Source organism: Weizmannia sp. WK01, assembly GCF_025905465.1.
GTDB lineage: Bacteria > Bacillota > Bacilli > Bacillales > Bacillaceae_C > Weizmannia > Weizmannia faecalis.
On the sequence record NZ_CP109616.1, the window covers coordinates 2,314,964 to 2,340,110 of the forward strand.

Consider the following 25,147-nt stretch of genomic DNA (forward strand, 5'->3'; position numbering starts at 1 on the left):
CAGTCCCCACTGAGCCAGGCTTAAAACGAAAGCTCTAATATTTTGCTTAAATGTCCCATTGCCGATGAACTGCTTGAATGCAGGGCAACTGATCCGTGCTTTACGCCCACTGACGGGCGTACAGGCTGCTTGAGCAGTTGAGACATCCTGATGAATTGTTTCAAGTTCCGTTGCTTTCTCTCGCTTCTTGAACGGTGTTTCAGATAGACTTCTCTCAATGTCCCATTGAGTATGCCTTGTTTGATTTTCACCATGGCTTCTGCGCCAAGTTCACTCCAATGCATGCCCCTTTTTTTCATCCTGAAGGAGATATGCCTTTGATTCGATTCCATCGCTCCTAGGCCTCTCGCACCTTCCGGCACGTTTTTCACCCTGTCTCTCCAGTCAAAAATGCGGTCCCAGTTTTTCAAGATATACGAACGGAATTCCTTGATTTTCTTGAGAGCCTTTTTATCCGTCAAGGTGCTTTCGTGCGTATCCAAATATAACGTGAGTTGGTCCAGGTCATGCGTTCTAATCGCTTTTCTAATTTGCTCCTTGATCTCGCTCTTTCCGCCCCCAAATGTCCTTATGATGGCTTGTGCAACGTGGTAGGTATCCAGCTGGTTGAGCACCGGAAATTCCGACTGTGAGAAAGCTGTTTGAAACCGTTCAGCTGTGTATCCCGCACCTCCATCACTGTTTGTAATGACATGCGTTTTTTCGAGGGAGTAGGTGTTGGCAGCTGTGGCTTGGACTTCATCCCAAAATGTCTGGATGGCTTCCGTTGTCATGATGACTGTGGGCTGACGCAGGGAGACCCTTTTACCATTGGTTTGCCATCCCTCATAGAGAATGGCGTGGTGGACTTCCATACTCTGTTTCTTTTTTAGTCCCCGAACGAATACACCATCTGCTTCAGAAAACAGGTAGTCTACCTTCTTCCCCTCAGGCAGGGAAACAGCTATTTCTAGCTCTTCTACAAGTGCCTTATCGGCTTCCGCCTGAGTTTTCCCTACGTGTTTTACCATGTTCCCTACAGTTGTGTGACTAAGACTCACTGCTGTCCACTCTTTTAAAATATCAGCTACTTCCCGATAGGTGTTCTCACTTGCCAACTCTGCCACCTTTAATTCCACTAACGGGCTGTATCGTTGGTGTGGTACCAGCCCTAACCATTCATCCAGAGGATAATGGGAATTTCCTCTCTTGTCATGCATTAATGAACGTTTAAAGGTCACACTTCCAAATAGAAACTGAATGTTTCTGTTATCACTCCGGCAGTACACCCAGCCCTCCTCTAACTTCTCCTGTTTAATTATTTTATCTAACTCTTCAAATATTTCCCCAACCCATTGTGTAAAAGCCTTCTGCATCAGAAGTTTAAGCTGTTCTTCAAATTCGATAAGACTCTTTGTATCCTTTAATAATCCAGCAATTATTGATATAATATCCATGGGAAGACCTCTCTCTCTAGATGTTCATCTTGAAGTGTACAATTAGATGATAGAGCGTCTTCCCATTTTTTTCCACTCATATGCCCCGTCGAGTAAAATTTTACACATACGTCCGGTCCGGAAAAAGCAGTAATGATTTTATTATTTTATACCCTTTTTTCACGAATATCCAACAGAAAACAGGCCCGGAACGAATTTTTTCGTCCGGGCCCGGGATTACGCCGATGTGACTTTCAGTTTTTTGATTTCCTCTGTGAGAAGCGGGACCACTTCGAACAGGTCGCCGACAATGCCGTAATCCGCCACGTTGAAGATGTTCGCTTCCGGGTCTTTGTTAATGGCCACAATCACTTTCGAGTTGGACATGCCGGCCAAATGCTGGATGGCACCGGAAATACCGCATGCGATATACAAATCCGGTGTAACCACTTTGCCCGTCTGCCCGATTTGCAGAGAATAATCGCAATAGCCAGCGTCACATGCGCCGCGCGAAGCCCCAACCGCGCCGCCGAGCACATCGGCAAGTTCTTTCAGCGGTTTGAAGCCATCCGCGCTTTTCACGCCGCGGCCGCCTGAAACGATGACTTTCGCTTCCGAAAGGTCAACCCCTTCACTTACTTTCCGAACCACTTCTTTGATGATCGCGCGTAAATCTTTAATTCCCGCGTCAACGGTTTCGATATCCCCTGTGCGTGATTCATCTTTTTCAAGTGGGCTGATGTTGTTCGGCCGGATGGTTGCAAAGATGATCCCGTCTGTTATGATCTTTTTCTCAAACGCTTTGCCGGAGTATATCGGGCGGGTAAAGACGACATGTTCCCCGGCTGATTCCACTGCGGTTGCGTCCGAAATCAGACCGGCATCCAATTTAGCCGCTACTTTCGGGGCCAGGTCTTTGCCAAGCGCCGTATGGCCGATTAAGATGCCATCCGGCTTTTCAGATTCGATCACCGCAAGCAATGCTTGGGAAAAACCGTCTGAAGAATAGCTTTTCAGCTTCTCGTCTTCCACCACGGCAACACGGTCAGCGCCGTATTGAATCATGTCTTTCCCCAAATCTTTCACAGCGTCCCCGATCAAAACGCCGACCACTTCCCCGCCTTCTGCTACCGTTTTTCCGGCGGCAATGGTTTCATATGATACATTGCGGAGCGATCCGTCACGGACTTCCCCCACTACTAATACTTTTCGACTCATGCTGATCCCCTCCATTTCCGGTTTCTTCGCTTAAATCACTTTTGCTTCATTATGCAATAATTGGACAAGTTCTTTTACCTGGTCGGTGATTTCGCCTTCAAGCACTTTTCCTGCTTCTTTTTTCGGCGGCAGGTAAACCTCGATCGTTTTGGTTTTTGGCTCCACGTCTTCTTCTTCAAGGTCAAGGTCATCCAGTTCCAGCTCTTCAAGCGGTTTTTTCTTCGCTTTCATGATCCCCGGGAGCGAAGGATACCGCGGCTCATTTAAGCCTTGCTGCGCTGTAACGAGCAGCGGAAGGGTCGTTTCAATGATTTCGGAATCTCCTTCGACATCTCTTGTGACCGTCGCTTTGTCGCCGTCAATTTCCAGATTGGTAATCGTCGTTACATACGGGATGCCGAGCAACTCCGCCACCCGCGGGCCGACCTGTCCGGAAGCGTTGTCAATGGCGACATTCCCGCCGATAATGAGATCCGGTTCCTGCTCTTTTAAATAAGCGGCGAGCACTTTTGCCGTTGTGACCTGGTCGCTTGCTTCCACATCGTCTTCAATATTAATGAGGACTGCTTTATCCGCACCCATCGCAAGGGCCGTCCGCAATTGCTTTTCCGCATCTTCATTGCCGACTGTGACAACCGTGACTTCGCCGCCCTGGGCATCGCGCACCTGGATGGCCTCTTCAACGGCGTATTCATCGTACGGGTTGATGATATATTCTGCCCCGTCATCCTGTATGCGGCCGTTTGCAATCGCAATCTTTTCTTCTGTGTCAAAAGTCCGTTTTAATAATACGAAGATATTCATGCCGTTCCCTCCCTGAATCGTTAAAAAATAAAATTATTTAAGCGCATACAAAGCAAAAAATGTTAGGCCCCTGTAAAACGCGGTTCCCTTTTTTCAATAAAAGCTTTGATGCCTTCCTCTGCATCTTTTGAGCCGAACAGCTCAAGAAAACGTGCGGATTCCTGCTCCAAGCCTTTTTCGTAATCGTTTGTTTTTGCATAATTGACGAGTTCAATAGAGGCTTTCAGGGCCAGCGGGCTTTTCTTTGCAATTTTTTCAGCCAGCGCCCTTGCTTTCGGGAGCAGTTCCTCTTCTTTATAAGCATGGTTTGCAAGCCCGTGCTGCACGGCCTCCGTTCCGGTCAGCGGTTCGCTTGTCCACAGCATTTCAAATGCTTTGCCGCGTCCGACATACCTTGGCAGCCGCTGCGTTCCGGCAAAACCCGGCACGAGTCCGAGGCTCAGTTCCGGGAGGCCGAGTTTTGCATTTTCTGTGACAAGGCGGATATGGCATGCCATCGCAAGTTCGAGCCCACCGCCAAGTGCCGCGCCATGGATCGCGGCGATGACCGGTTTCGGGAACGCTTCCACTTTTTCGAACAATTCCTGACCGGAAACCGCCAGCGCATCGGAGCCGCCGGATTTCCTTAATTGGACAAATTCTTTAATATCCGCTCCTGCCGAGAAAAATCTTCCTTTCCCGTAAAGGAGCACGACCCGGGTTTCAGGATCGTTTTCAAGTTGGCCAAACGCTTGCGCAAGTTCTTTTAAAAGAGCCTGCGCAAGCGCATTGGCAGGTGGCCTGTTCATTTCAATGCAGGCGACCGCATTTTCCCGTTTGATCGTAATAAATTCCATCCCGTCTCAAACCCCCTTGTGAAAGCTGCGGCATTAAACCGCCGTTTTTTTGCCGCAGCCGTTAATGATCAATTGATGGACGGGAGCAGCCAGTGAAACGAGGTCGTATTTTTCTTTATTCATCACCCATGTCGTTACCGTTTCATCGACTGTCCCGAAAATCATCTGCCGGACGAGCCGGACGTCAAGCCCGGAATCGAATTCGCCTTTTTCCATGCCTTCGCGGATGATTTGGTCAACGAGCGTCAAATATTCTTTCAGTACGCTGTTGATTTTAAGCCGCAGATCTAAATTGGTCTGCCGCAGTTCCAGCTGGGTCACGACCGCCAAATGGTGATCGGCGGCAAGGACTTTGAAGTGGTTTTCGATCATCTTGAGCAACTTTTCGGAAGGGGAAAGGTCCCCTGCAATATATTCGGAAACCTTTTCGATAAACAGCTGCATCTTTTCTTCAAACAAAGAAATCAGGATATCTTCTTTGTTTTTAAAATACAAATAAATCGTGCCGTCCGCTACGCCCGCCTGTTTTGCAATTTTTGAAACCTGTGCCTGATGATAGCCGTGTTGTGCGATAACCACCACTGCTGCATCAATAATTTGTTTGTACTTTGGCCTGTTTTTCCTCACGGGCTATCACCTTTCAATCTCATGATCTGTCAATTTGGCCGACCGGTTTAATGGCGGCCAGAAAATGAATGACCATTCATTCATATTTTCATATTATACAAGAATGCAGCATTTGTCAAGTCCTGTTTATAAAAAAATTTCCTTACCCGATCTTCTCTCCTCCATTTTCCATCTTTTCTTTTTCTTCTGCAACCAATGAGCGCCGCAAAATTTTCCCAACGGCCGTTTTCGGCAGTTCATCCCGGAATTCGTAAATGCGCGGGACTTTATATGCCGCCAGATATTGGCGTGCAAACCGGTCCAGTTCTTCTTCCGTTACTGTCATATTGTCTTTCAGCACAATATAGGCTTTGACGGTTTCCCCGCGGTACGGGTGTGGCACGCCGGCAACCACGGCTTCCTGAACGGCAGGGTGCTCATACAGCACTTCTTCGACTTCACGCGGATAAATATTATAGCCGCCTGCAATAATGATGTCTTTTTTCCGGTCGACAATATAAAAATAACCTTCTTCATCCATATAAGCCAAATCCCCCGTAAATAGCCACCCGTCTTTTAGCACTTCCTTCGTTTCTTCCGGGCGGTTCCAGTAACCTTTCATCACTTGCGGCCCTTTTACCGCCAGCTCGCCGACTTCACCGGGCGGTAACGGCCTCCGTCTTCGAGCGAGCGGATTTCGCAGTCCGTATCTGGCCATGGCACGCCGATACTGCCCTTGACGCGTTTTCCCCATACAAAATTGGCATGGGTGACAGGAGAAGATTCACTGAGGCCATACCCTTCCACAAGCTTGCCGCCGGTCACCCCTTCAAATTTCTGCTGAACTTCTACCGGCAGCGGGGCAGAACCGCTGATGCATGCTTCAATCGATGACAAATCATATTCCTTAATTTTCGGGTGGTTTAAAAGCCCGATATAAATGGTTGGCGCACCCGGAAACAAAGTTGGCCGCTGTTTTTCAATTGTCTTCAGCAGTGACTCCGCATCAAAGCGCGGAATTAAAATCATTTTAAAGCCCTGCATCACAGAAAGAATCAGCACGGTCGTCATGCCGTACACATGGAAAAACGGAAGCATGCCGAGCACCACTTCTTCCCCTTTTTTGGCCCTGTACATCCAGGCATCACACATTGTCGCGTTTGCAATCAAATTGAGATGTGTCAGCATGACGCCTTTTGGCACGCCGGTTGTGCCACCGGTGTACTGAAGAATCGCAAGGTCCTCTTCGATATCGAACGGCGTGTCAAGCGGTTCCGGAATTTCTTCCTTCATGATGTTCTTTAGCAAGTGATGGTGCCCGCCGTGCTCGACCCGGACAGTAACGCCCGTTTGCTTTTTCTGCAGAAACGGGTAGATGACGTTTTTGGGAAAAGGCAAATACTCGCTGATGGCGGTTACAATAATATGTTCGAGATCGGTTTTCTCAAATACTTTTGCCACTGTCGGGTACAGGAAATCAACTGTCAGGATGGCCTTCGCGCCGGAGTCTTTCAGCTGATATTCCAGTTCCCTTTCCGTATATAGCGGATTCGTCATGACGGCTATCCCGCCCGTGTAAAGGATGCCGTAAAAACCGATGACGGCCTGCGGGGAATTCGGGAGCAGCACGGCAACCCTATCGCCTTTTTCCACTCCGAGTTTTTTTAAATACCCGGCAAATTTGAGCGCCGCTTCATACACTTCACGGTATGTCATTTCTTTCCCCATAAAATGGAGCGCTTTTTTGTCAGGATACTGTTCAGCTGCTTCGGTTAAAAATGCACAAACCGGTTTTCGCGGATACGTAAGGGAAACGGGTATTTCCGGCGGATACTGGGACAGCCATGGCCTGTCTGTCATTTGCATCAACTCCATTTTGCATTTTTTATTGACTTATTTTATTATAACGAAAATTGAAAGCGTTGACAATTATTTGCAGCCGAAACAGGAGAAGGATGCGCTCCTTCTCCTTGTCACGGGCTAATCTGCAACAATCAAATAAATGACGCCAAGCAATGCAAAAACGGCACAGCAAACAAACAAAATTTTTGCCAGCTTTTCGAGAAACAAAAGGCCCTCCCCCTTGCCCTTGAAAATTACTTGAATTCTACAATCGTAACGCCGCTGCCACCTTCGCCTGGTTCCCCGAGGCGGATTCGTTTTACGGCGCGGTGATGTTTTAAAAATTCCTGCACCCCGTTCCGGAGCGCACCTGTTCCTTTCCCGTGGATGATCGAAACGCGCGGATACCCGGCTAAAAGCGCATCGTCAATATATTTTTCAACTTTTAAGAGCGCATCTTCATAACGCTCCCCGCGCAAATCGAGTTCCAGGCTGACATGGGAATCGCGCCCCCTGACCGTTGCCAGGTGCTTCTCCGGCTGTTTTTGTTGCGGCGGCCGGATATATTCCATGTCGGATTCTTTTACTTTCATTTTCAAAATACCCATTTGCACGAGCCACTCGCCGCCTGCCGTTTGTTCAAGCAGCGTGCCTTTCTGGTTGAAGCTGAGCACTTTGACTTCGTCGCCCGGCTGGTAGATATGCTGTTTTTTTGCTTTTGCCGCCGGTTTGCGGTCCAGTTTCGGCGCCAGTTCCTCCAGCTGTTTTCTTGCATCAATCAGTTCATGTTCTTTCACATTGGCTTTGGATTCAAGCTGCATTTTCCGCAAGTCGCGGATGATCTCTTCCGCTTTTTCCTTTGCCTCTTCCACCACTTTTGCCGCTTTTTTCTCCGCTTTTCCGTACAGCTCATCGCGGCGGGCATAAAACGCCGCCATTTGTTTTTGCAAATCACGGTGCAGTTCCTCGGCATCCTTCAACAGTTCCTGCGCTTCCTGCCGTTCTTTTTCCGCCTCGCGCCTAGCCGATTCGAGCGCGGCAATCATATTTTCGACCTCGTTTGTGTCCGCGCCGATTAGTGATTGGGCGTGTTCAATAATGGACGGGGAGAGCCCGAGGCGCCTTGAGATTTCAAACGCATTACTCCGGCCGGGAACGCCGATTAAAAGCCGGTATGTTGGGCTTAATGTTTCCACATCAAACTCGACGCTTGCATTGACGACCCCTTCACGGTTATAAGCGTATGCCTTCAGTTCCGGGTAGTGGGTGGTGGCGACAACGCGGGCCTCCCTTTTGTACACTTCGTCCAAAATTGAAATCGCAAGGGCAGCCCCTTCCTGCGGGTCGGTACCGGCGCCGAGCTCATCAAACAGGACGAGCGACTGATCGTCGACCCGTTTCAGGATTTCAACGATATTTGTCATATGGGAGGAGAAGGTGCTAAGGCTTTGCTCAATCGACTGTTCATCACCGATATCGGCAAATACTTCTTTAAAAACAGCCATTTCCGAACCGTCCAAAGCGGGAATTTGCAGCCCGGCCTGCGCCATGAGCGTGCACAGCCCGATTGTTTTCAGCGTAATCGTTTTTCCGCCTGTATTCGGCCCGGTTATCACAATGGTCGTATATTCCTGCCCGATCGTAATATCATTTGGCACCACTTTATCGGCTGGAAGCAACGGATGACGCGCTTTGAACATACGGATGGCGCCATGATTGTTGATCACCGGTTTCGAACCTTTAATGGACCGGCCGTATAAAGCTTTGGCAAACATAAAGTCAAAATCAGCGAGAATTTCAACGATGGTTTCAAGCTCCCCGCCGGCTGCTGCCACTGCGGCGGACAATTCGCTTAAAATCCTTTCAACCTCCTGCTGCTCTTTTAAATGCCATTCACGCAGCTGGTTATTCAAGTCCACCACCGATTGCGGCTCAATGAACAAAGTCTGTCCGGAAGAAGACTGGTCATGGACGATTCCCCCGTAATTTGCCCGGTATTCCTGTTTTACCGGGATACAATAGCGGTCATTCCGGATCGTAATAATCGCATCCGACAGCATTTTCGCCGCATTTTTGCCGCGGATATAGCCTTCCAGTTTTTCACGAATGCGCCGTTCCGTACCGCGCAGCCCGTGCCGGATTTGGCGCAGCGTTTCGCTTGCCGAGTCCAGAATTTCCCCGTTTTCATCCACCGCATTCCGGATTTCATGTTCGAGCGGCGTAAGGACCGCAATCCTGTCCACCATGCTTGTTAAGATCGGCAGTTCTGTTTCTTCTTCCGTGATTCCTTCAATAAACCGTTTCATCGTTCGGCTGACATGGATGGTGCTGGCAATCTGCACCAGTTCCTGCGGGTTCAGCCTGCCGCCGATCGCCGCTCTTTTCAGATGACGGCGGATGTCATAAATGCCGAAAAGCGGCACATGCCCTTTTAAACGCAGCACTTGCGCCGCTTCATCCGTCTCCTCCTGCATCCGGACCACTTCTTCATAGGAAGAGGAGGGAAAAAGGGCTTCAATTTTTTCGGCCCCAAGCGGAGAAGAAGCGTGCTCAAGCAGCAGATTTTTAATTTTATCAAACTCGAGTGTTTTGATGATTTTATGTTGCATCTATTCGTCCTCCATGCATTCCGGATTCCAGCGTTCCGGAAAACTGCCCTCTATTCATTGCAGAAAGGGAATGGATCAGTGCTGATGTTTCTGTTTTAAAAACTCAAGGAGTTGTTCTTTCGTATACGTATTGACCACATTTTTCCTTTCAATCCAGCCTTTTCTCGCGGTGCCGACACCGAAAGCGATATTGCCCAGTTCCGCAGTTGCGTGTGCATCGGTGTTAATCGCGATTTTCACACCGGCTGCCTGCGCTTCTCTTGCACGGGCCGCTGAAAGGTCCAATCTGGCGGGGTCGCCGCTTAATTCAAGGATCGTGCCGGTTTCCTTTGCCCATTGGAAAAGCAAATCAAAATCGACATCGTACCCCTGCCTTTTTTCGATTAATCTTCCGGTCGGATGGGCAATCATGTCCACATGCGGGTTGAATAAAGCGTTGCGCAGCCGTTTCATGATCTGCGCGCGGCTATTCCCGAACCCCGAATGGATGGAAGCAATGACGAAATCAAGGCCTGACAGCACATCATCATCAAAATCCAAAGTCCCGTCCGGCAAAATGTCCATCTCAATACCGGACAAAATCAAGATATCCGGATATTTTTCATTTAACCGGCGGATTTCATTCATTTGCCTGATCAAACGTTCACGTGAAAGCCCGCCGGCGACTTTTAAATATTTAGAGTGGTCCGTGATTGCGATATATTCGTACCCTCTTTTTCTGCATGCATTGACCATGTCTTCAAGCGAATCTTTCCCGTCCGACCAGACGGTGTGCATGTGCAGGTCGCCCTTTACATCATCGATCTGGACAAAAGGCGTCCCCTTATAGGTTTCCACCTCGCTGCCGTCAGCGCGGATTTCCGGAGGGATGTAAGGCAGGCCGTAATGATGATAAAACGAAGCTTCACTCGGAAAACGGAGCAATTCGCCTGTCTTCAGAATTTTGACGCCGGATTGCGTCAGCCGCTCGCCATGAAGACCGGCAATCTGCTGCATTTTTTCCAGATGCGGTTCCGGCCCTGTTGAAAGAAAAAGCGTCATCGCATACAGGTCAGGCAACGCGATCCGGAAATTGATCCGTAAGCCAGGTTCCCCTTTTAATTTAGCCGTTATTTTTATACTCCGGATAGAAACAGCTTCCACGACTTCGTTCATTTGAAGAATGTCCTCCGCAACCGATTTTGGATCGAATGTAGAGATGACATAATCGAGTTCTTCTATTCTTTCTTCAAACCGCCGGATACTGCCGGCACGCGAATAGGTTTCTATTTTCCTGTTTCCGGACAGCGTTTCTTCGATCAGCAAAAGTACCGGCAGCAGCCGGCCGATGGTATAAGCCGGTTTCCCCGAAAGCTGGTCAAGCGCGTGCAAAAGATTGGACTGCGTCGTTTTTCCAAACCCTTTTAACGTTTCAACTTTTCCTTCTTCACAAGCTTTCCTTAAAGAATCCGCATCTGTAATGCCAAGTTCCCTGTAAAGCCTTGATATTTTCCTGGCACCAAGACCCTGTATCTGCATGAGCGGAACCAGCCCTTTTGGAACTTCGTCTTTTAGTTGTTCAAGCAGGGTGGACCGCCCAGTTTCCACGAACTCTTCGATGACGGAAGCGGTTGTTTTTCCAATATGAGGAATATCCGTAAAACGGCTGATTTCTGACAAGTCACGCCCATCCGCTTCCAAGGCAGATGCAGCCCTGCGGTAAGCCGCGATTTTAAAATGGTTTTCGCCTTTCAATTCCAAGTAAACCGCAATTTGTTCCAGCAGCCGGATGACACTGCGTTTATTTGTCCGCATTCGCCTGCCCCCTTTTTAACTTATTAAGTGAAGGATCGGGTTTTTACCGTTTTCCCGCTACGATGATTGGGAAAGCGCCCTTCCAATGGCCGCACATTTTTTCCAGCAGCATGGGAAGTATTTGAATCCGTGCCCGGCATTCAAGCCCCGTCCGGAAAAAACCAGCATGTACACGGGCGATCCCCTCCATAAAGAAACACTCCCCCGTCGCGAGAAGTGCTGTTTTGAAAAACCCATTTTCAACCCGTTTGCAAATGGTAAACGTGCCGCCCGGGTTTCTATTTCACCCACCATGACGCCACAAGAGCTGAAATATAAGGTGTATTTTTAATCATGCCTTCTGCGACTGCGGATGCCTTGAGCGCGGATTGGATCTCATCCACCGGCAGCAAGGATCCAATATATAAAACGATAAAAATGATCAAGTACAGCTCGGCAAACCCGAGGATGCCGCCCGCCCATCCATTGACTTGTTTGAGTACCGGGAGCTGGGCCAAAAAGGTAAGGGATGACCCGACAATATTTAGAAGTATCCTAACGGCAAAGAAAAGGATGGCAAACGCAATGATCCGGTAAAATGCCGTTTCCATATTGCCCTCGTGCATCAGAAGGGCAAATGAGCTGTCGCTGTTAAAAGAAGGATACGGAATCATTAGCTTCAATTTTTCCGCCAGGTCATCATACAATATGTACGCAACTGCGGAGGCAATTACAAACCCTGTAAGGTGGACAGCCTGCAATATAAATCCTTTCCGCTTCCCGTTCAGGAATCCAAGCATAAGCAAAATGATGATGATCAAATTAACCATTTTCATCTTCATCCTTTTTCAACAATTGTAAATAGTGCTGTTCAAGCAGCTCATACTGCTCTTTCAGTTTTATATAATCATGGACAGCATTTACGGCTGTCAGCACAGCCACTTTGCCAGTATCTAATGAAGGATTCTTCGCGCTGATTTCCCGCATTCTTTCATCAACCATCGAGGCAACCAGGCGAATATGGCTTGCCGGATCCGTTCCGATTATGGTATATTGCTGTCCGTATATGCCAACAGTAATTCGGGTTTTTTCCAATGTTGCCTGCCTCCCCATTTGTAAGAATCCTATTCTCTATCATAGCATGACGGAAAAGCCTTTGTCTAACAATGTCGAACAAATTCAAGGAGATCCTGAAACTGCCGGAGGAATCAAAATGTCAAATACTGTCATTCTCGTTTCAGCTTCAACCATGCAAAAAATGAAACAATCTTATCAAAACAGCCTGTCAGGAAAAGTTCCGTCCGGCGCCGTTTTTGCCGCAAAAATACCAGGCTGCTCCATTACCGGCTATAAGTCCGGAAAAGTTTTATTTCAAGGGCCGGCCGCAGAAACGGAAGCGTCAAAATGGGGACAGCCGCTGGAAAAGAAGCCGGATGCCGCCCGGAGCGCAAAATCTTCCGGCAACCCGCTGCCTCCTGATATCGGAGAGCTTTCCGTCATTGGATCGGATGAAGTCGGAACAGGCGACTTTTTCGGGCCGATGACGGTCGTCAGCTGTTACGTTGAAAAGAAACAGCTCCCGCTTTTAAAAGAACTGGGCGTAAAAGATTCAAAAGGATTAACAGACAGTCAGATTGCCGGATTAGCGAAAGAACTGCTCACCTTTGTTCCGTACAGCCTGCTCATTTTGCCGAACGAAAAATACAACCGGCTCCAGCAATCGGGCATGTCGCAAGGAAAAATCAAAGCATTGCTCCATAACCGGGCTTTGTACAATACCGCCCAAAAAATTGCGCCGGCAAAACCGGATGCAATTTTAATTGATCAGTTCGCAGAAGCGTCCACTTATTATCGGTATTTGCAGAACGAAAAAATCGTCATGCGTGACGGCGTCTATTTTAGCACAAAAGGGGAAAGCGTCCATCTTGCGGTTGCGGCCGCTTCAATTCTCGCACGCTATGCTTTTGTCCGGGAGTTTGAAAACTTGAGCAAAGAAGCCGGATTTGTTTTGCCAAGGGGCGCCGGTGCACAGGTGGACCGGGCTGCCGCACGGCTCATCAAGGAAAAAGGCATGGCCGCGCTGCCACATTTTGTCAAACTGCATTTTGCCAATACGGAAAAAGCAAAGCGGATCGCGGGCGTGAAATAAAGGATGGTGGGAAAGACATGGGGTGACGATAGGCGATAAATTTTGAAGGAAAGGCTAACGAGGAGGAACGTTAAGCGAAGGAAACGGAAACGGATGAATTTTCCCGTGCATCTTAACGTAGACGGGGGCTATGGGAAGGAGGGACTTCGTTTTTGCTTGCTTCCTTAACGTAGACGCGCTCTATGTAAAGAAACGCCTTCGTTTTTCCGCGCTTCCTTAACTTAGAGGCGCCCTATGTGAAGAAAGGCCGCCTCTTTTCCGCGCTTTCTTCATGTAGACGCACTCTATATAAAGGAAGATCGTCAATTTCCACCGCTTCCTTCACATAGACAGCGCTTTGATTTTTGCACTAAAAAAGAAGAGGCCTTTAAGCCTCTTCTTTTTTCTTGGGATTAGCCCCGTAGTACTGCGCCTGCTTTTTCTTTTACGGCGGCAAGTACTTTCTCATGCTGGGCGACGACTTCTTCATCTGTTAATGTGCGTTCCGGATCGAAATAAGTAAGCGAGAAGGCAATTGATTTTTTGCCGGGTTCCATATGCTCGCCTTCGTATAAATCAAAAATCGAAACAGATTTCAAAAGGGTTCCGCCGGCCTCCTGAATGATTGCCTGCAGCCGGGCTGCTTCCACATCACGGTCGACAACAAGCGCAATATCGCGGGTGATGGCCGGGAAGCGTGGGATCGGCCGGTATTGGACCGGTTCAGCCGGATAATGGTATACCGGGTCCAGTTTCAGTTCGAACACGTATGTTTCTTTGATATCGAGTTCTTTTTGCACGTTCGGATGCACCTGGCCGACAAAACCGATCGCTTCCCCGTCAAGTAAAATTTCCGCTGTCCTTCCCGGATGCAGCCCTTCAAATGTTGCCGCGTGGTAGGAAATAGCGCCGGAAACTCCGAGTTTTTCAAACAGGCCTTCCAAAATCCCTTTTGCCACAAAGAAATCTACTGCTTTCTTTTCTCCTTGCCACAAGTTGGCAACCCAAAGCCCGGTGATGGCGCCGGCGAGGTGTTCCTGTTCTTCCGGCTGCGCTCCGTCTGCCTTTTTCAAAAAGACATTGCCAACTTCATACAGGGCAACCGACTCGTTTTTACGTGCGACATTATACGCGACGGATTCCAAAAGATGCGGCAAAAGGCTTAAGCGCAGCACACTGCGTTCTTCGCTCATGGGCATGGCAACGCGGACTGGTTCGCGTTTTTCAAGCGCGTACTGGTGTGCTTTTTCTTCGCTTGTTAAAGAATACGTGGTTGCCTGGTACAGCCCCGTTCCTTCAAGAAAACGTTTCGTGGCGCGGCGTTTTTGCTGAATGACGTTCAAGCCGCCCCGCGTTCCCCTGCCCGCCGGCAATGTTTTTGGCAGCAGGTCATAACCGTACAGGCGCGCCACTTCTTCAATCAGATCTTCCTCAATCGTAATATCGCCGCGGCGGGTTGGCACAATCACTGTAAAACGGCCGTCTTCCCATGATGCTTCAAACTGGAGACGTTTAAAAATACGGAGCACTTCTTCCGCTGAAATTTGCGTTCCGAGCACACGGTTGATTTTTTCCAGCGTAATGGTGACAACAGCCGGCTCAATATGCAAATGATTTTCGGCAACCATTCCGGCAAGCACTTCTCCACCCGCATATTTGGCAATCAGCATTGCGGCCCGTTCTGCTGCGGGCACAACGCGGTTCGGATCAATCCCTCTTTCATAACGGCTGCTTGCCTCGCTGCGCAGGCCGTGGTCTTTTGAAGCCGTCCGAATTGTTCCGGCGTCAAAATAGGCGGATTCCAAAAGTACGTTTGTCGTCGTTTCGGATACTTCCGAATTGGCGCCGCCCATGACACCGGCCATTGCGACAGGTTCAGTGCCGTTCGTAATGACAAGATGGACATCTTTTAACGTGCGCTCCTGGTCATCGAGCGTGACCATTTTTTCCCCTTCACGCGCCATGCGGACGACAATTTCTTTGGAACCGAGCTTGTCATAGTCAAACGCATGGAGTGGCTGGCCGTATTCGAGCAAAATATAGTTCGTAATGTCGACCACATTGTTGTGCGGGCGGATTCCTTCTGCCATGAGCCGCGCCTGCATCCAGAGCGGGGACGGGCCGATTTTCACGTTGCGGATGACTTTTAATGTGTAAAGCGGCGCTGCTTCTTTTGCCTCGACACGGACCGAAATGGCATCAGCAGCTTTATCGGATGCTTCCTGCACTTTTGTTTCCGGCAATTTCACGTCTTTTCCAAGGATCGCTGCTACTTCGTAGGCAACGCCAAGCATGCTCATGCAGTCCGCCCGGTTCGGAGTAAGCCCCAGTTCAATAATCGTATCATCCAATCCTAAAAGTGGCAGCACATCCTTCCCCACTTCCACATCATCCGGGAACACATAAATGCCGTTTGCATACTCTTTTTGGACGAGCTTGCTTTCAACACCGAGTTCCTGCAGTGAGCAGATCATCCCGTTCGACTCCTCGCCGCGCAGTTTCGAGCGTTTGATTTTTACATGCCCCGGCAGCCAGGCGCCCGGTTTGGCAACGGCAACTTTCTGCCCTTTATCGACGTTTGGCGCGCCGCAAATAATTTGGACAGGCTCACCTTCCCCGATATCAACCAGGCATTTGTTTAATTTATCGGCGTTCGGATGCTTTTCTTTTTCCAAAACATGCCCGACAACGACATTTTTAATGCCTTCCCCCTTAAATGCCACGCTTTCGACTTCAATCCCGGTCCGCGTAATTTTTTCAGCCAGTTCTTCCGGCGAAATGCCGTCCAAATCTACATATTCCTGCAGCCATTTATATGAAACAAACATGTTTGACCCTCCTTATTCTTGTACGGAAAACTGCCGTAAAAAACGAATGTCATTTGTGTAAAAGTGGCGGATGTCATCAACGCCGTATTTCAGCATCGCAATCCGCTCCGGCCCCATGCCAAATGCAAAACCGGTATATTTTTCCGGATCAAAGCCGGACATCCGTAATACGCGCGGGTGGACCATGCCGGCGCCCAAAATTTCAATCCAGCCCGTGCCTTTGCAAACATGGCAACCGTGCCCACCGCACATTTTACATGAAATATCCATTTCAACACTCGGTTCGGTGAACGGGAAAAAGCTCGGGCGCAGCCGGATTTCACGGTCTTCGCCGAATAATTTTTTTGCAAACACTTCCAACGTCCCTTTTAAATCGGCCATCGTAATGTTTTCGTCAACAACGAGCCCTTCAATCTGCATAAACTGGTGGGAATGGGTCGCATCATCATTGTCGCGGCGGTATACTTTCCCTGGGCAGATGATTTTGACTGGCCCTTTGCCGTGATGTTTTTCCATTGTCCGCGCTTGGTTTGGTGAAGTATGGGTCCTGAGCAAAATTTCATCGGTTATGTAAAAGGTATCCTGCATATCGCGTGCCGGATGCCCTTTCGGCAGGTTCAGCGCTTCAAAATTGTAGTAATCGGTTTCCACTTCCGGCCCCTCGGCAATCGTATAGCCCATCCCGATAAACAAGTCTTCAATTTCCTCAATGACTTTTGTAAGCGGATGGTGGCTGCCTGCTTTTACCGGGCGGCCCGGCAGCGTGACATCAATTTTTTCAGATGCCAATTGTCGCTCGACGGCTTCCGCTTCCAATGCCGCCTGCTTTTTTTCGATACCTGTTTGAATGGCGGCACGCACTTCATTGGCGAGCGCACCCATTTTCGGCCGTTCTTCCGCTGACAGCTTTCCCATGCCGCGCAAAACTTCCGTAATCGGGCCTTTTTTGCCGAGATAGGCGACACGAATCTCGTTCAGCGTTTTTAAATCAGTAGCCGCTTCAATTTTGGCAAGCGCTTCGGTTTGCAGTGCTTTCAACGTTTCTTCCATTTTCTTGTACCTCCTTTAAGTTTTGGGCGTTAAAAAAGCCCCGCCCTGGAAAAGGGACGAGGCAAATGGTTCGCGGTACCACCCTAATTAACATAATTAAATTATGTTCGCTTCATTTCAATAACGGCTTTTAACCGTCCCGCCTTTACATTGCAGGCAATGGTCCAAGCGGCAACTCGAGGGGTGAACTTCGCTTCATTTCCCCATAAAAATGCTTCCAGTCTACGGCATTTTCTCCCTGCATGGCGAAGATCAAGCTACTTTTCCCTGTCATGGTTTTTATCATTTTTCAATTATGTTTTATTATAGCGGGAAATGCCCGCAATTTCAAACGGAAAGTGACCTCTCTCTAGATGTTTATCTTAGAGGATAAAGTGCCTTCCCATTTTAGTCACAGGCGCGGCCGTTTTCACGCTGAATATTTCCCGTTTTTCGCAATAAATGAACGTGCTGAGGGTCACCTTTTTATCCTGGTCAAGCAGTGCACCCGCTCTCACAAAAACGCCCTCCCCCGTTCCTTATTGGCACCCATACTGAAAAATTGTCCCAGCTGTTTTTCATCTTTCTGCCGCTGCTTCACCTCATGCATTTTATAGGTCTGCTTTTTTGCCTCAAACATGGATACATTCACTTTTTCCGCCGAAATTACGACCGCATCGCAAAGTCATACATTAAAATGCCGGCTGCCACCGCAACATTTAGCGACTCGCTTTTGCCGAAAATCGGGATGGACAAATTTTGTTCCGTTTGCGCAAGCAAGTCAGGGTGTACGCCGCTTCCTTCATTGCCAACAAGGATCGCAAAGGCATCACCTGGATTTACTTCGCGAAACGTTACGCCGTTTTCAAGCGCTGTTCCGTAAACCGGCACTGCCGCTTCGTTCAGTTTTTCAATCCACATGTTTAAATCGCCTTTTAAAAGCCCGACGTGGAGATGGCTTCCTTGTGCCGCACGCAACACTTTCGGGCTGTACGGATCCGCCGTGCCCTTGCCGAAAATAACGGCATCAAACCCGGCTGCGTCCGCCGTCCGGATCATCGTTCCTGTATTGCCGGGATCCTGCACGGCATCAATTAAAAGATAACGCCTGCCGATGATTTTGGACGGCTGTTTTTTCATCCGGCACACAGCAAAAATGCCTTGCGTCGTTTCTGTATCAGCAAGCGTTTTGCTGATTTCATGCGTGACAGTGGTTACCGGCACCCCTTCCGTATTCCAGCGGTTTGGCAGGTCCACACCTTCTTCAACAATAATTTCTGTCACTACTTCTTCTTTCAGCGCTTCTTCGACGAGATGGAACCCTTCCAGCAAATAAGTAAATGTTTTTTCGCGTTCTTTTTTCGCGGCGAGTTTTTTCCAATGCTTTACTTGCGGATTTTGCAAGGATTGTATGTATTTCAACGTGTTTGCTCCCTTTTCGTTAAGTTTTCCTTGGAATAGTATACATAAAAATTGTGGCCATGTGAAATGCTAGCAGTGAAAGCGATCAAAGGAGCTGAACCGAAATGGATTTGGACTTGCGAAAAGCAGTCATTCACAATGTAAAAGAGGACACGCAGGATCAGTTAAAAGATACGATTGTCGATGCCATTCAAAGGGGCGAAGAAAAAATGCTCCCGGGGCTCGGCGTCCTCTTTGAAGTCATTTGGAACCATGCGGATACACAGGAACAAAAAATGATGCTGGAAACGCTCGAGCAGGGGCTGAGCCAGGCGTAACAAGGGAGCGGAAAGAGCCGCTCCTTCTATATGTGCACCGGCTCTTCCAATCCGTTTACAGTTGCAATGAATGACGGCAAATTTCTTTTATGCCACCCGTAACCAATCAGCACTTTGTTTAATCGGAAAACAGCCGTACCATCCGAAGTCCCAACATACAATCTGTGGTAAGTCAGCTTCGAAACAGTTTTCATGCTTGTGATCTTTTCTCCCGGAATAAATGCCGATTCGTCCGGTAACATATTGCCCGTAATATTATTGATTGGAATGACGGTCAGCCCTTGTTCACTATAGCTGAACACATTATACTTTGTCCCCAGTGCTCCCGCCGGCCCTCTCAGCAAATAATCCGAAAACGATGGCAAAATGATCCCGCAAACCGTACACTTCTCCGCTGTTTTATCATATCTGCCAGCCTCTGTTAAAAAAGCAACAAAATCCTTTTCTTTCAACTCAACTTTCGCAGAGTGAAATTGGCAAATAAGCTTTGATATAACTAGGTAGGCCAGAGATCCACTGTTCCAGTTGACTTTGAATTAACTTTTTAAATCTTTTATTGGTCTGTTTTAGTGCGTCTTGAAGAAGCTCGATTAACTGCTGCAATGCAACAGCCCAATCAAGTTCATTTACTTCGTCGCAAAGTTCATAAAACAGCCTGCCTATTGTTCTTTGATCGGTGTTGCAGCGGTTTTGCCACGATAGCACGATAAAACGTGCAAATACAATAGTGGTATGGCTGATTAACCCATCATACGAGCGACTTTGGAGCTCTTTTTCAAGTTTTAAAAGCGATTTTGTCGTCTTAAAGAACACTTCAATATCCCAACGCATCCCATAGATTCGAACAATTTCCTGTTCGGAAAGGGTGCAGTCCGTACTGAGGAGGGCAAGCCATTCACTTTTCTTGTTTCTGTTTTGAACGAATATAACTTTTACAGGAGTTCCATTCGCCATAACGGTACGGATAGAGCGAAGGATACCCTTCTTCGACTGTAGGGGTTGAGCCAGGCGATAGAGCTGCTTTAACGAAACCAGCTTTCCGTCAACGTTATATCGTTGTTTTGTTTCCTTGACCATGCCAATCACGTCTAAACCTTGTTCCACAATGGCTTTGACAAGTGGAGGCAAAGTAAACCAAGAATCCATTAGAACATAGCTTGCATTTATTCCACTGGCAAGCGCTCGTTTGAGCATACTAGGGATCTGTTCGGGTTCTGACTGTAAAGCATTTTTACGGCGTTTATACCCACAGGTACGTTTATCAATTTGTTCAGAGATTCCATTAATCTGAGCCTTCTTGGAACTGAGTAAAGAGAAGTCAATGGGCATGAAGGTGTAGCCGTCCGACCAGCCTAAAGTTAACATGCGAAATCCTTTATAAAAACGCATTTTAAGAGAAGCGTGGTCAAAGCAACGAGCCAGCAGTTCTACTTTTTGACTACGATTTCGATAAAACGATGAGTCATCAACAATGAAGACTTTAGGACGACTTTTGTCAGTAAGGCGTTCTACTTTGCGAATAGTAAATGTGCTCAAAAGAAGTAAAAACTGCCGCCAGTTGAACGTCGATTGGTTTAAGAAACGATACACGGCATCCTTGGCTGGGAATTGATCTGCTTTCTTTGACTCAAGAAGAGAAAACCAATTCTTGTGTTGGAAAATCAAGCAGAAAACAAGTTGAAACAAATAAGAACAACTAAAACCAAAGGATTTTTTTATGCCAGCATGGCGTAAGTGCTTCTTCATTTCAAGCTCAGAAAAAACAGAATCAAGTTCTTTTGGTAGTTGATTGTATTGGCAATTTTGGTCTATCATGTAGAGGACACCTCTTCTATGTGGTAGTGATTTTTTGTCAATCTCACTATACCAAGGAACGAGGTGTTTTTCATTTTATATTCATTTTGTCAAACAACATAATGGATAGACTTAAAGTTCAATACAGCCAACGATTAGCACTTATTTTATTGGTGCGAAAGTTGAGTTTCAACATGAAAAATTCCTCCCTCTATAAATGTTGATGTATCAACGGTTTAAGCCGTTAGTGGGGTGTCAAAAAAATATTTTTTGGCACGCTTCCTAACAAAATTTTTATATTATGTGAAACTATTCCAACATACGGGTACGCTACGCGGTCACTACTGGATAATAATGGGAAGTAGTGATAGGAAATTATACGATGCACAATGGATCTCTGCGTAACTTATGATGACGTACCCTCCCATGTCTCTGGGCATCTGTGTGCCTACATTCCTTCGTTCGGTCTAGTCATAAGGCAGAGGCTAGCGAAGCTCCTTTAGGGACTCGAGGTCGAATGGAAAAAATAGTGCCAGCTTCTCCGTGTCATCCTGTTGTCTAGCTCTTACTAAGGATGTGAGGCCTTATTCAGCCTCTGCGAGACCAGGAATATCCCTCATCATTCGCTGTGCGTCGAACGGTTTGTGCTTCGTGCTAATTCCGTGTAACACTTTTAATAGCTTACCGCATAGAACCACAATGGATTGTTTCTTGCGTAACGGATTAACCTGACGGTTTGTGTATGTGTAGTATTCATGTAGCTTTCTAAAGGCTTCATTATGGCGAATCATCGGCATCATTACCCGGAAAAGGAGGGCACGCAGTTTTCTTCTGCCTCTTTTGGAGATGCGTTTTTGCCCTTTGTGCAGACCGGAGGAGTTTTCACGTAACGTTAATCCCGCGAGTTTAATTAATTGGCGTGGATCTTGATAATGTGAAAAGCTTCCGATTTCAGCTAATAAGTCGACAATCGTTGTATCTCCAAGCCCTGGTACCGTTGATAGCCATTCGTACTCTGCAGATATTTTTACAAGTTCAATTAACTGCCCTGTAATACTTTCGATATCTTGTTCTAGCTGATGGTAACGGCGGACAAGTGTGGCAATTTCAATACGGGCCATCTCAAGTCCTTCTGTTACTCCGATAGAGCCAGCCGCGACTTCAATAAGACGGACTGTTTTTGGTCTTTGAGGGGATTTTAGCCCCTCAACCTTACGAAAAAGGGATAGAACTTCATCGGGCTGTTTCTGGTAAAGATCACTTGGAAATGGTGTGCATTCAAGTGCAGCTAAAGCCATCTTCCCAAAAGACGGAAACACCTGTACAAACTCTGGGAAATAGCGATCTAACCAACGAATAATCATGTTTTTGACAGCCCCTAATTCCTCTGTCAATTTACTTCTGAACGTCGACCCAACGCGAAGTTCGGCTTCCATGCCTTTTAAGATACGTGGGTAACTGAAACGTCCATCCTTAACTAAACGGGCAATAACCAATGCATCTTTGCGGTCATGCTTGGTTGGCAAATTGTCGTCCAACTCCTTTGATCGCTTTACATGCATAGGGTTTACCATGACCAAGGGAATACCCCTTTCCTCAAGAAAGTAGGCCAAATTGAGCCAGTAATGCCCTGTGGGTTCAATTCCCACAATGACTTCCGATTTCTCGTGTTCTTTCATTGCGGCTAAAACGCGCTGATAGAACAGTTCAAATCCATTTCCTGCTTGGGGCACAGAAAATGATTTTTGGAGCACTCGCCCACGGTCATCTACAATGCAAGCGTAGTGTGTACGCTTGGCAATATCAATTCCCACTACAAGTGTTTGTTCGGTGACTTGATTAATTTTCTAATTTTGTTTAAAATCCATTATGGAGTCCTCCTTGGTTACAAATTAGGGGTCATTCGTTGTGAGATGACACCCCGCATCATACCAGGAGGGCTCTTTTTGTTCAAGTCCCCGAAAGTCCTTCTAACAGGAATGCTCCTTATAAATCAGTTCCCTTTATAAGAATTATAAAACTTGAGTGAGAGAACTTTTTGTTAAACATAGAGGAAATAATAGCATCGTTTAGGAACCTTGAGTTAACAGATGATCTCTTATAACCTTTACAAGCATTTGCCAGCACTATAAACAATAAGGTTTTACCCTCTCACCCCTGATGATTCCTGCTAAATTCAGCATTGGTATTCCTGTGCGAAGAACTACCCGTTAAACTCCTGTCCCCGGCTTCCATGAGCTTCTTCATCGCCCTGTCACATCGCGGCGGCTTTCTTCAACGAGTTGGAGGGCTTTTCGGTCGAATGCATGGAGTTTTTCATTCCACTCGTCTGCAAATTTCCGTGAAGCTTCCGCGCTTTCATATAGCGGTCCAAGTCAGGAACGGGAATGGATACTAATCTAGGGCTGCCTGCCTTGTTTGGCTTTCCTCAAGTTCCATCTTTGCCATTTTGCGGATGAGATCACCTTTTTCCACTATCCGCTCCCCTTTCACAGTAAAACATTTCCACCGCCGGCGCGCAAACCGGCGGTGTTTCCGTGTTAAGCCGTTTTTCTTCTTTTCTTCCTTACCGTGAGTTTTCTCAAATAATAAGTGAGCACAACAAATGCGGACATGATGCCTGTATATGTGAGAAGGACAGTCAAGACATTCGCGCTGCCACCGTCATGATCCCCTCCTCCCCTGCGGTCACCGTCTGCAAAATCTGGCTTCTTTCCATTTGCAAAAGCCGGTTTCTGCCCGTTCGTGAAATCCAGCCTTTGCCCGTTTGTAAAATCCGATTTTTGGCCGCTTTTGCCATTAAAATCGTGATGCCCTTCCATTTCACTGTTGCCCGTGCTTCCGCCAAAAATAGAGGCGGCGCTTGCCATGCGGTTCAGGAACCCTGTTTGTATGATTTCGCAGGAGCTGAACACAAGAATCAGGGTAGCGGCGACTTTTGCAACATAACCTGCCCATTTGTTTTTCGCCTTGAAATGGACCATCCTTTTAAATACATTGACCACCCAATGCCAATGCAGCCCGACATGCACGCCAACAAGAATCAGCACAAGGAAAGAAACGGAAATATGTGTTGTTTTGAACCAGCCTTCATTTCCAAGGTTGATGTTCGGAAAAACAACGCGTGAAATAATGATGCCGCTGATAATAATGAAACACATGGAAATCAGCAGCAACAGATTGAGCGCGTAACTCCCGCGCGCTTTCCACGGTAACCTTTTGTCAAACATTTTCAGCGTAACATTTTTTACCCAGTTTAAATTCAGGCAGACATGCGTCAAAAACACGACGCCGAACACAAGCCCTGCAATTTCATGGTACGCAAGTCCGCCTAAAACATTTTTGTTAAAGAACAAAACAAACATGATCGCCATGAACAAATCAATGGCAAATTTAGCATAATTTTTTTTCATCTTCAGCTCCACCCCGGCACATTTGATATCAAAAATATAGTGCCATATTCTTAAATTCAACTTAAAAACATAATTTTTTGCAAAACAACCTTTGACAAAACGTATACAACCGTATACAATTACTTGTGTATACAACTGTATACAGAAAGGAGCACATATATGAGATCATCAATTGGACCGGGAGGAAAATTTGAAGGGCCTTGCCATCCGGGTGAAGAGGAACATGGCAGAAGAAAACACCATCATCACGGTGCGAAAACATTCCGCCGTGGAAGGGCAATCGAGTTTCTAAACAGGCTGAACATCAAGCGGAACACATTGAAAGAGCAGCTTGCAACACCGGAACTGCAATCCATTAACCCGGTGATTGTCGGCGAGTTAAAGGCAATCGAAATGGTCATCAACGAATTTACAGAGCTGTTTGAAATCCGCGAAGAGGAAATCAGAGAGAAAGCAGCCGGCGCGGAAGAAAAATCAGATAACGAAGAAAAACCGGACAAAGAAGAAAAAGAGGGGTGAACAAGGTTTTATGTTTGTACAATTACGAAGAATGACGGTAGCAAAAGGACATGCAGATCAGGTTATCGAACGATTCAGTAAACCGGGAATCATCGAACAACAGGAAGGCTTTGTTGATATAAAAATCATGCAGAAAAAACAAGGGCGCGGCGAAGAAGAAGTGATTGTCATGATCACATGGGAATCAGAAACGCACTGGAAACAGTGGGAAAAGAGCGATGTCCATATCGCAGGACATAGGGCAAACCGCGGCAAGTCAAAACCGGACTATATGCTCAATATGGAACTCGGCATGTATGAAGTGAAAGCGGCGAAAAAAGCAGCAGGAAAAGCAGAAATTTCCGAGTGAAAAACTCGAGCGAAAAGGGAAGGCCGGCTGTAAGCCCTTTTAATAAAAAGCTGGCGAACCAATTCTAATCAGAGCCCCAAGTAGCCGAACGGAGAAAAAATGAGACTGAACGCCAAATAGATAGGCCGACCCGCATTTTGTCCTTCATTAATCTGATGAAGGACATTTTGCTAGTTGCCGCACCAGCATTTTGTCTTTCATCCACCCGGTGAAGAACATTTAGAAGATCGCAGCCTCTCGAACTG

21 protein-coding genes, 1 pseudogene and 1 other annotated feature are annotated in these 25,147 nt (G+C 47.3%); of the genes and pseudogenes, 4 read left to right on the forward strand and 18 right to left on the reverse strand.

Features of this window, described 5'->3' with window-relative positions:
• Positions 1–20: 20 nt before the first annotated feature.
• The 10 genes and pseudogenes from OF158_RS11110 to zapA form a co-directional block, all read right to left on the reverse strand.
• Positions 21–1,436 carry an ISLre2-like element ISBco6 family transposase gene (locus OF158_RS11110; protein ID WP_014097040.1) on the reverse strand — a complete coding sequence of 472 codons (1,416 nt, stop codon included), beginning with the start codon at positions 1,434–1,436 and terminating at the stop codon, positions 21–23.
• A 216-nt stretch (positions 1,437–1,652) separates the two neighbouring features.
• A complete protein-coding gene (locus OF158_RS11115) occupies positions 1,653–2,633 on the reverse strand; it encodes an electron transfer flavoprotein subunit alpha/FixB family protein (protein ID WP_035184453.1) in 981 nt (326 codons plus the stop codon).
• A 30-nt stretch (positions 2,634–2,663) separates the two neighbouring features.
• Positions 2,664–3,437, reverse strand: a complete 774-nt coding sequence (locus tag OF158_RS11120; protein WP_035184451.1) for an electron transfer flavoprotein subunit beta/FixA family protein — start codon at positions 3,435–3,437, stop codon at positions 2,664–2,666.
• Between the two features lie 62 nt (positions 3,438–3,499).
• The gene (locus OF158_RS11125; protein ID WP_035184449.1) at positions 3,500–4,273 is read right to left on the reverse strand and encodes an enoyl-CoA hydratase; all 774 of its coding nucleotides are present in this window, start codon (positions 4,271–4,273) and stop codon (positions 3,500–3,502) included.
• 33 nt (positions 4,274–4,306) lie between these two features.
• Positions 4,307–4,900 carry a fatty acid metabolism transcriptional regulator FadR gene (locus OF158_RS11130; RefSeq protein WP_014097804.1) on the reverse strand — a complete coding sequence of 198 codons (594 nt, stop codon included), beginning with the start codon at positions 4,898–4,900 and terminating at the stop codon, positions 4,307–4,309.
• Between the two features lie 142 nt (positions 4,901–5,042).
• A pseudogene (locus tag OF158_RS11135) lies at positions 5,043–6,739 on the reverse strand (AMP-binding protein).
• 236 nt (positions 6,740–6,975) lie between these two features.
• Entirely contained in the window at positions 6,976–9,330 is a 2,355-nt protein-coding gene (locus tag OF158_RS11140) for an endonuclease MutS2 (protein ID WP_014097802.1), read from the reverse strand.
• Between the two features lie 75 nt (positions 9,331–9,405).
• Positions 9,406–11,124 carry a DNA polymerase/3'-5' exonuclease PolX gene (gene polX, locus OF158_RS11145; RefSeq protein WP_035184447.1) on the reverse strand — a complete coding sequence of 573 codons (1,719 nt, stop codon included), beginning with the start codon at positions 11,122–11,124 and terminating at the stop codon, positions 9,406–9,408.
• A 278-nt stretch (positions 11,125–11,402) separates the two neighbouring features.
• Positions 11,403–11,939 carry a CvpA family protein gene (locus OF158_RS11150; RefSeq protein WP_080738175.1) on the reverse strand — a complete coding sequence of 179 codons (537 nt, stop codon included), beginning with the start codon at positions 11,937–11,939 and terminating at the stop codon, positions 11,403–11,405.
• A complete protein-coding gene (zapA, locus tag OF158_RS11155) occupies positions 11,926–12,216 on the reverse strand; it encodes a cell division protein ZapA (protein WP_013859878.1) in 291 nt (96 codons plus the stop codon). The genes OF158_RS11150 and zapA overlap by 14 nt, the downstream gene beginning before the upstream one ends.
• A 100-nt stretch (positions 12,217–12,316) precedes the next feature.
• On the opposite strand from zapA, the gene rnhC reads away from it, so the two are divergent.
• Complete coding sequence (rnhC, locus tag OF158_RS11160; RefSeq protein ID WP_035184443.1) at positions 12,317–13,252, forward strand: ribonuclease HIII; 936 nt, start codon at positions 12,317–12,319, stop codon at positions 13,250–13,252.
• A gap of 392 nt (positions 13,253–13,644) precedes the next feature.
• On the opposite strand, the gene pheT is transcribed toward rnhC, so the two are convergent.
• The 4 genes from pheT to OF158_RS11180 all read right to left on the reverse strand — a co-directional run bounded on the left by pheT (position 13,645) and on the right by OF158_RS11180 (position 18,510).
• Entirely contained in the window at positions 13,645–16,059 is a 2,415-nt protein-coding gene (pheT, locus tag OF158_RS11165; RefSeq protein ID WP_035184441.1) for a phenylalanine--tRNA ligase subunit beta, read from the reverse strand.
• Positions 16,060–16,071: 12 nt separating this feature from the next.
• Positions 16,072–17,109 (reverse strand): phenylalanine--tRNA ligase subunit alpha, encoded by a 1,038-nt coding sequence (gene pheS / locus OF158_RS11170; RefSeq protein WP_035184439.1) that lies wholly within the window; start codon positions 17,107–17,109, stop codon positions 16,072–16,074.
• Between the two features lie 49 nt (positions 17,110–17,158).
• Positions 17,159–17,392, reverse strand: a binding site (T-box leader).
• A gap of 79 nt (positions 17,393–17,471) precedes the next feature.
• Positions 17,472–17,606 (reverse strand): hypothetical protein, encoded by a 135-nt coding sequence (locus tag OF158_RS11175; protein ID WP_257737693.1) that lies wholly within the window; start codon positions 17,604–17,606, stop codon positions 17,472–17,474.
• Positions 17,607–17,754: 148 nt separating this feature from the next.
• Entirely contained in the window at positions 17,755–18,510 is a 756-nt protein-coding gene (locus tag OF158_RS11180) for a TrmH family RNA methyltransferase (RefSeq protein ID WP_035184438.1), read from the reverse strand.
• A gap of 104 nt (positions 18,511–18,614) precedes the next feature.
• On the opposite strand from OF158_RS11180, the gene sspI reads away from it, so the two are divergent.
• Positions 18,615–18,827 carry a small acid-soluble spore protein SspI gene (gene sspI, locus OF158_RS11185; protein ID WP_014097794.1) on the forward strand — a complete coding sequence of 71 codons (213 nt, stop codon included), beginning with the start codon at positions 18,615–18,617 and terminating at the stop codon, positions 18,825–18,827.
• 26 nt (positions 18,828–18,853) lie between these two features.
• Here the strand turns inward: sspI and OF158_RS11190 are convergent, their stop codons facing one another.
• The 4 genes from OF158_RS11190 to OF158_RS11205 all read right to left on the reverse strand — a co-directional run bounded on the left by OF158_RS11190 (position 18,854) and on the right by OF158_RS11205 (position 24,034).
• A complete protein-coding gene (locus tag OF158_RS11190) occupies positions 18,854–19,279 on the reverse strand; it encodes a hypothetical protein (RefSeq protein ID WP_035184435.1) in 426 nt (141 codons plus the stop codon).
• A gap of 1 nt (position 19,280) precedes the next feature.
• Positions 19,281–20,642 (reverse strand): IS4 family transposase, encoded by a 1,362-nt coding sequence (locus OF158_RS11195; protein WP_014097792.1) that lies wholly within the window; start codon positions 20,640–20,642, stop codon positions 19,281–19,283.
• 563 nt (positions 20,643–21,205) lie between these two features.
• Positions 21,206–22,465: an IS110 family RNA-guided transposase gene (locus tag OF158_RS11200; RefSeq protein WP_226979863.1), complete on the reverse strand. Its 1,260-nt coding sequence runs from the start codon at positions 22,463–22,465 to the stop codon at positions 21,206–21,208.
• Positions 22,466–23,161: 696 nt separating this feature from the next.
• On the reverse strand, positions 23,162–24,034 hold the full coding sequence (locus tag OF158_RS11205; RefSeq protein ID WP_035184423.1) for a cytochrome b/b6 domain-containing protein: 873 nt from the start codon (positions 24,032–24,034) through the stop codon (positions 23,162–23,164).
• 159 nt (positions 24,035–24,193) lie between these two features.
• On the opposite strand from OF158_RS11205, the gene OF158_RS11210 reads away from it, so the two are divergent.
• Positions 24,194–24,553, forward strand: a complete 360-nt coding sequence (locus OF158_RS11210; RefSeq protein WP_014097789.1) for a hypothetical protein — start codon at positions 24,194–24,196, stop codon at positions 24,551–24,553.
• A 10-nt stretch (positions 24,554–24,563) separates the two neighbouring features.
• Positions 24,564–24,902, forward strand: a complete 339-nt coding sequence (locus OF158_RS11215) for an antibiotic biosynthesis monooxygenase (protein ID WP_035184421.1) — start codon at positions 24,564–24,566, stop codon at positions 24,900–24,902.
• Positions 24,903–25,147 lie beyond the last annotated feature (245 nt).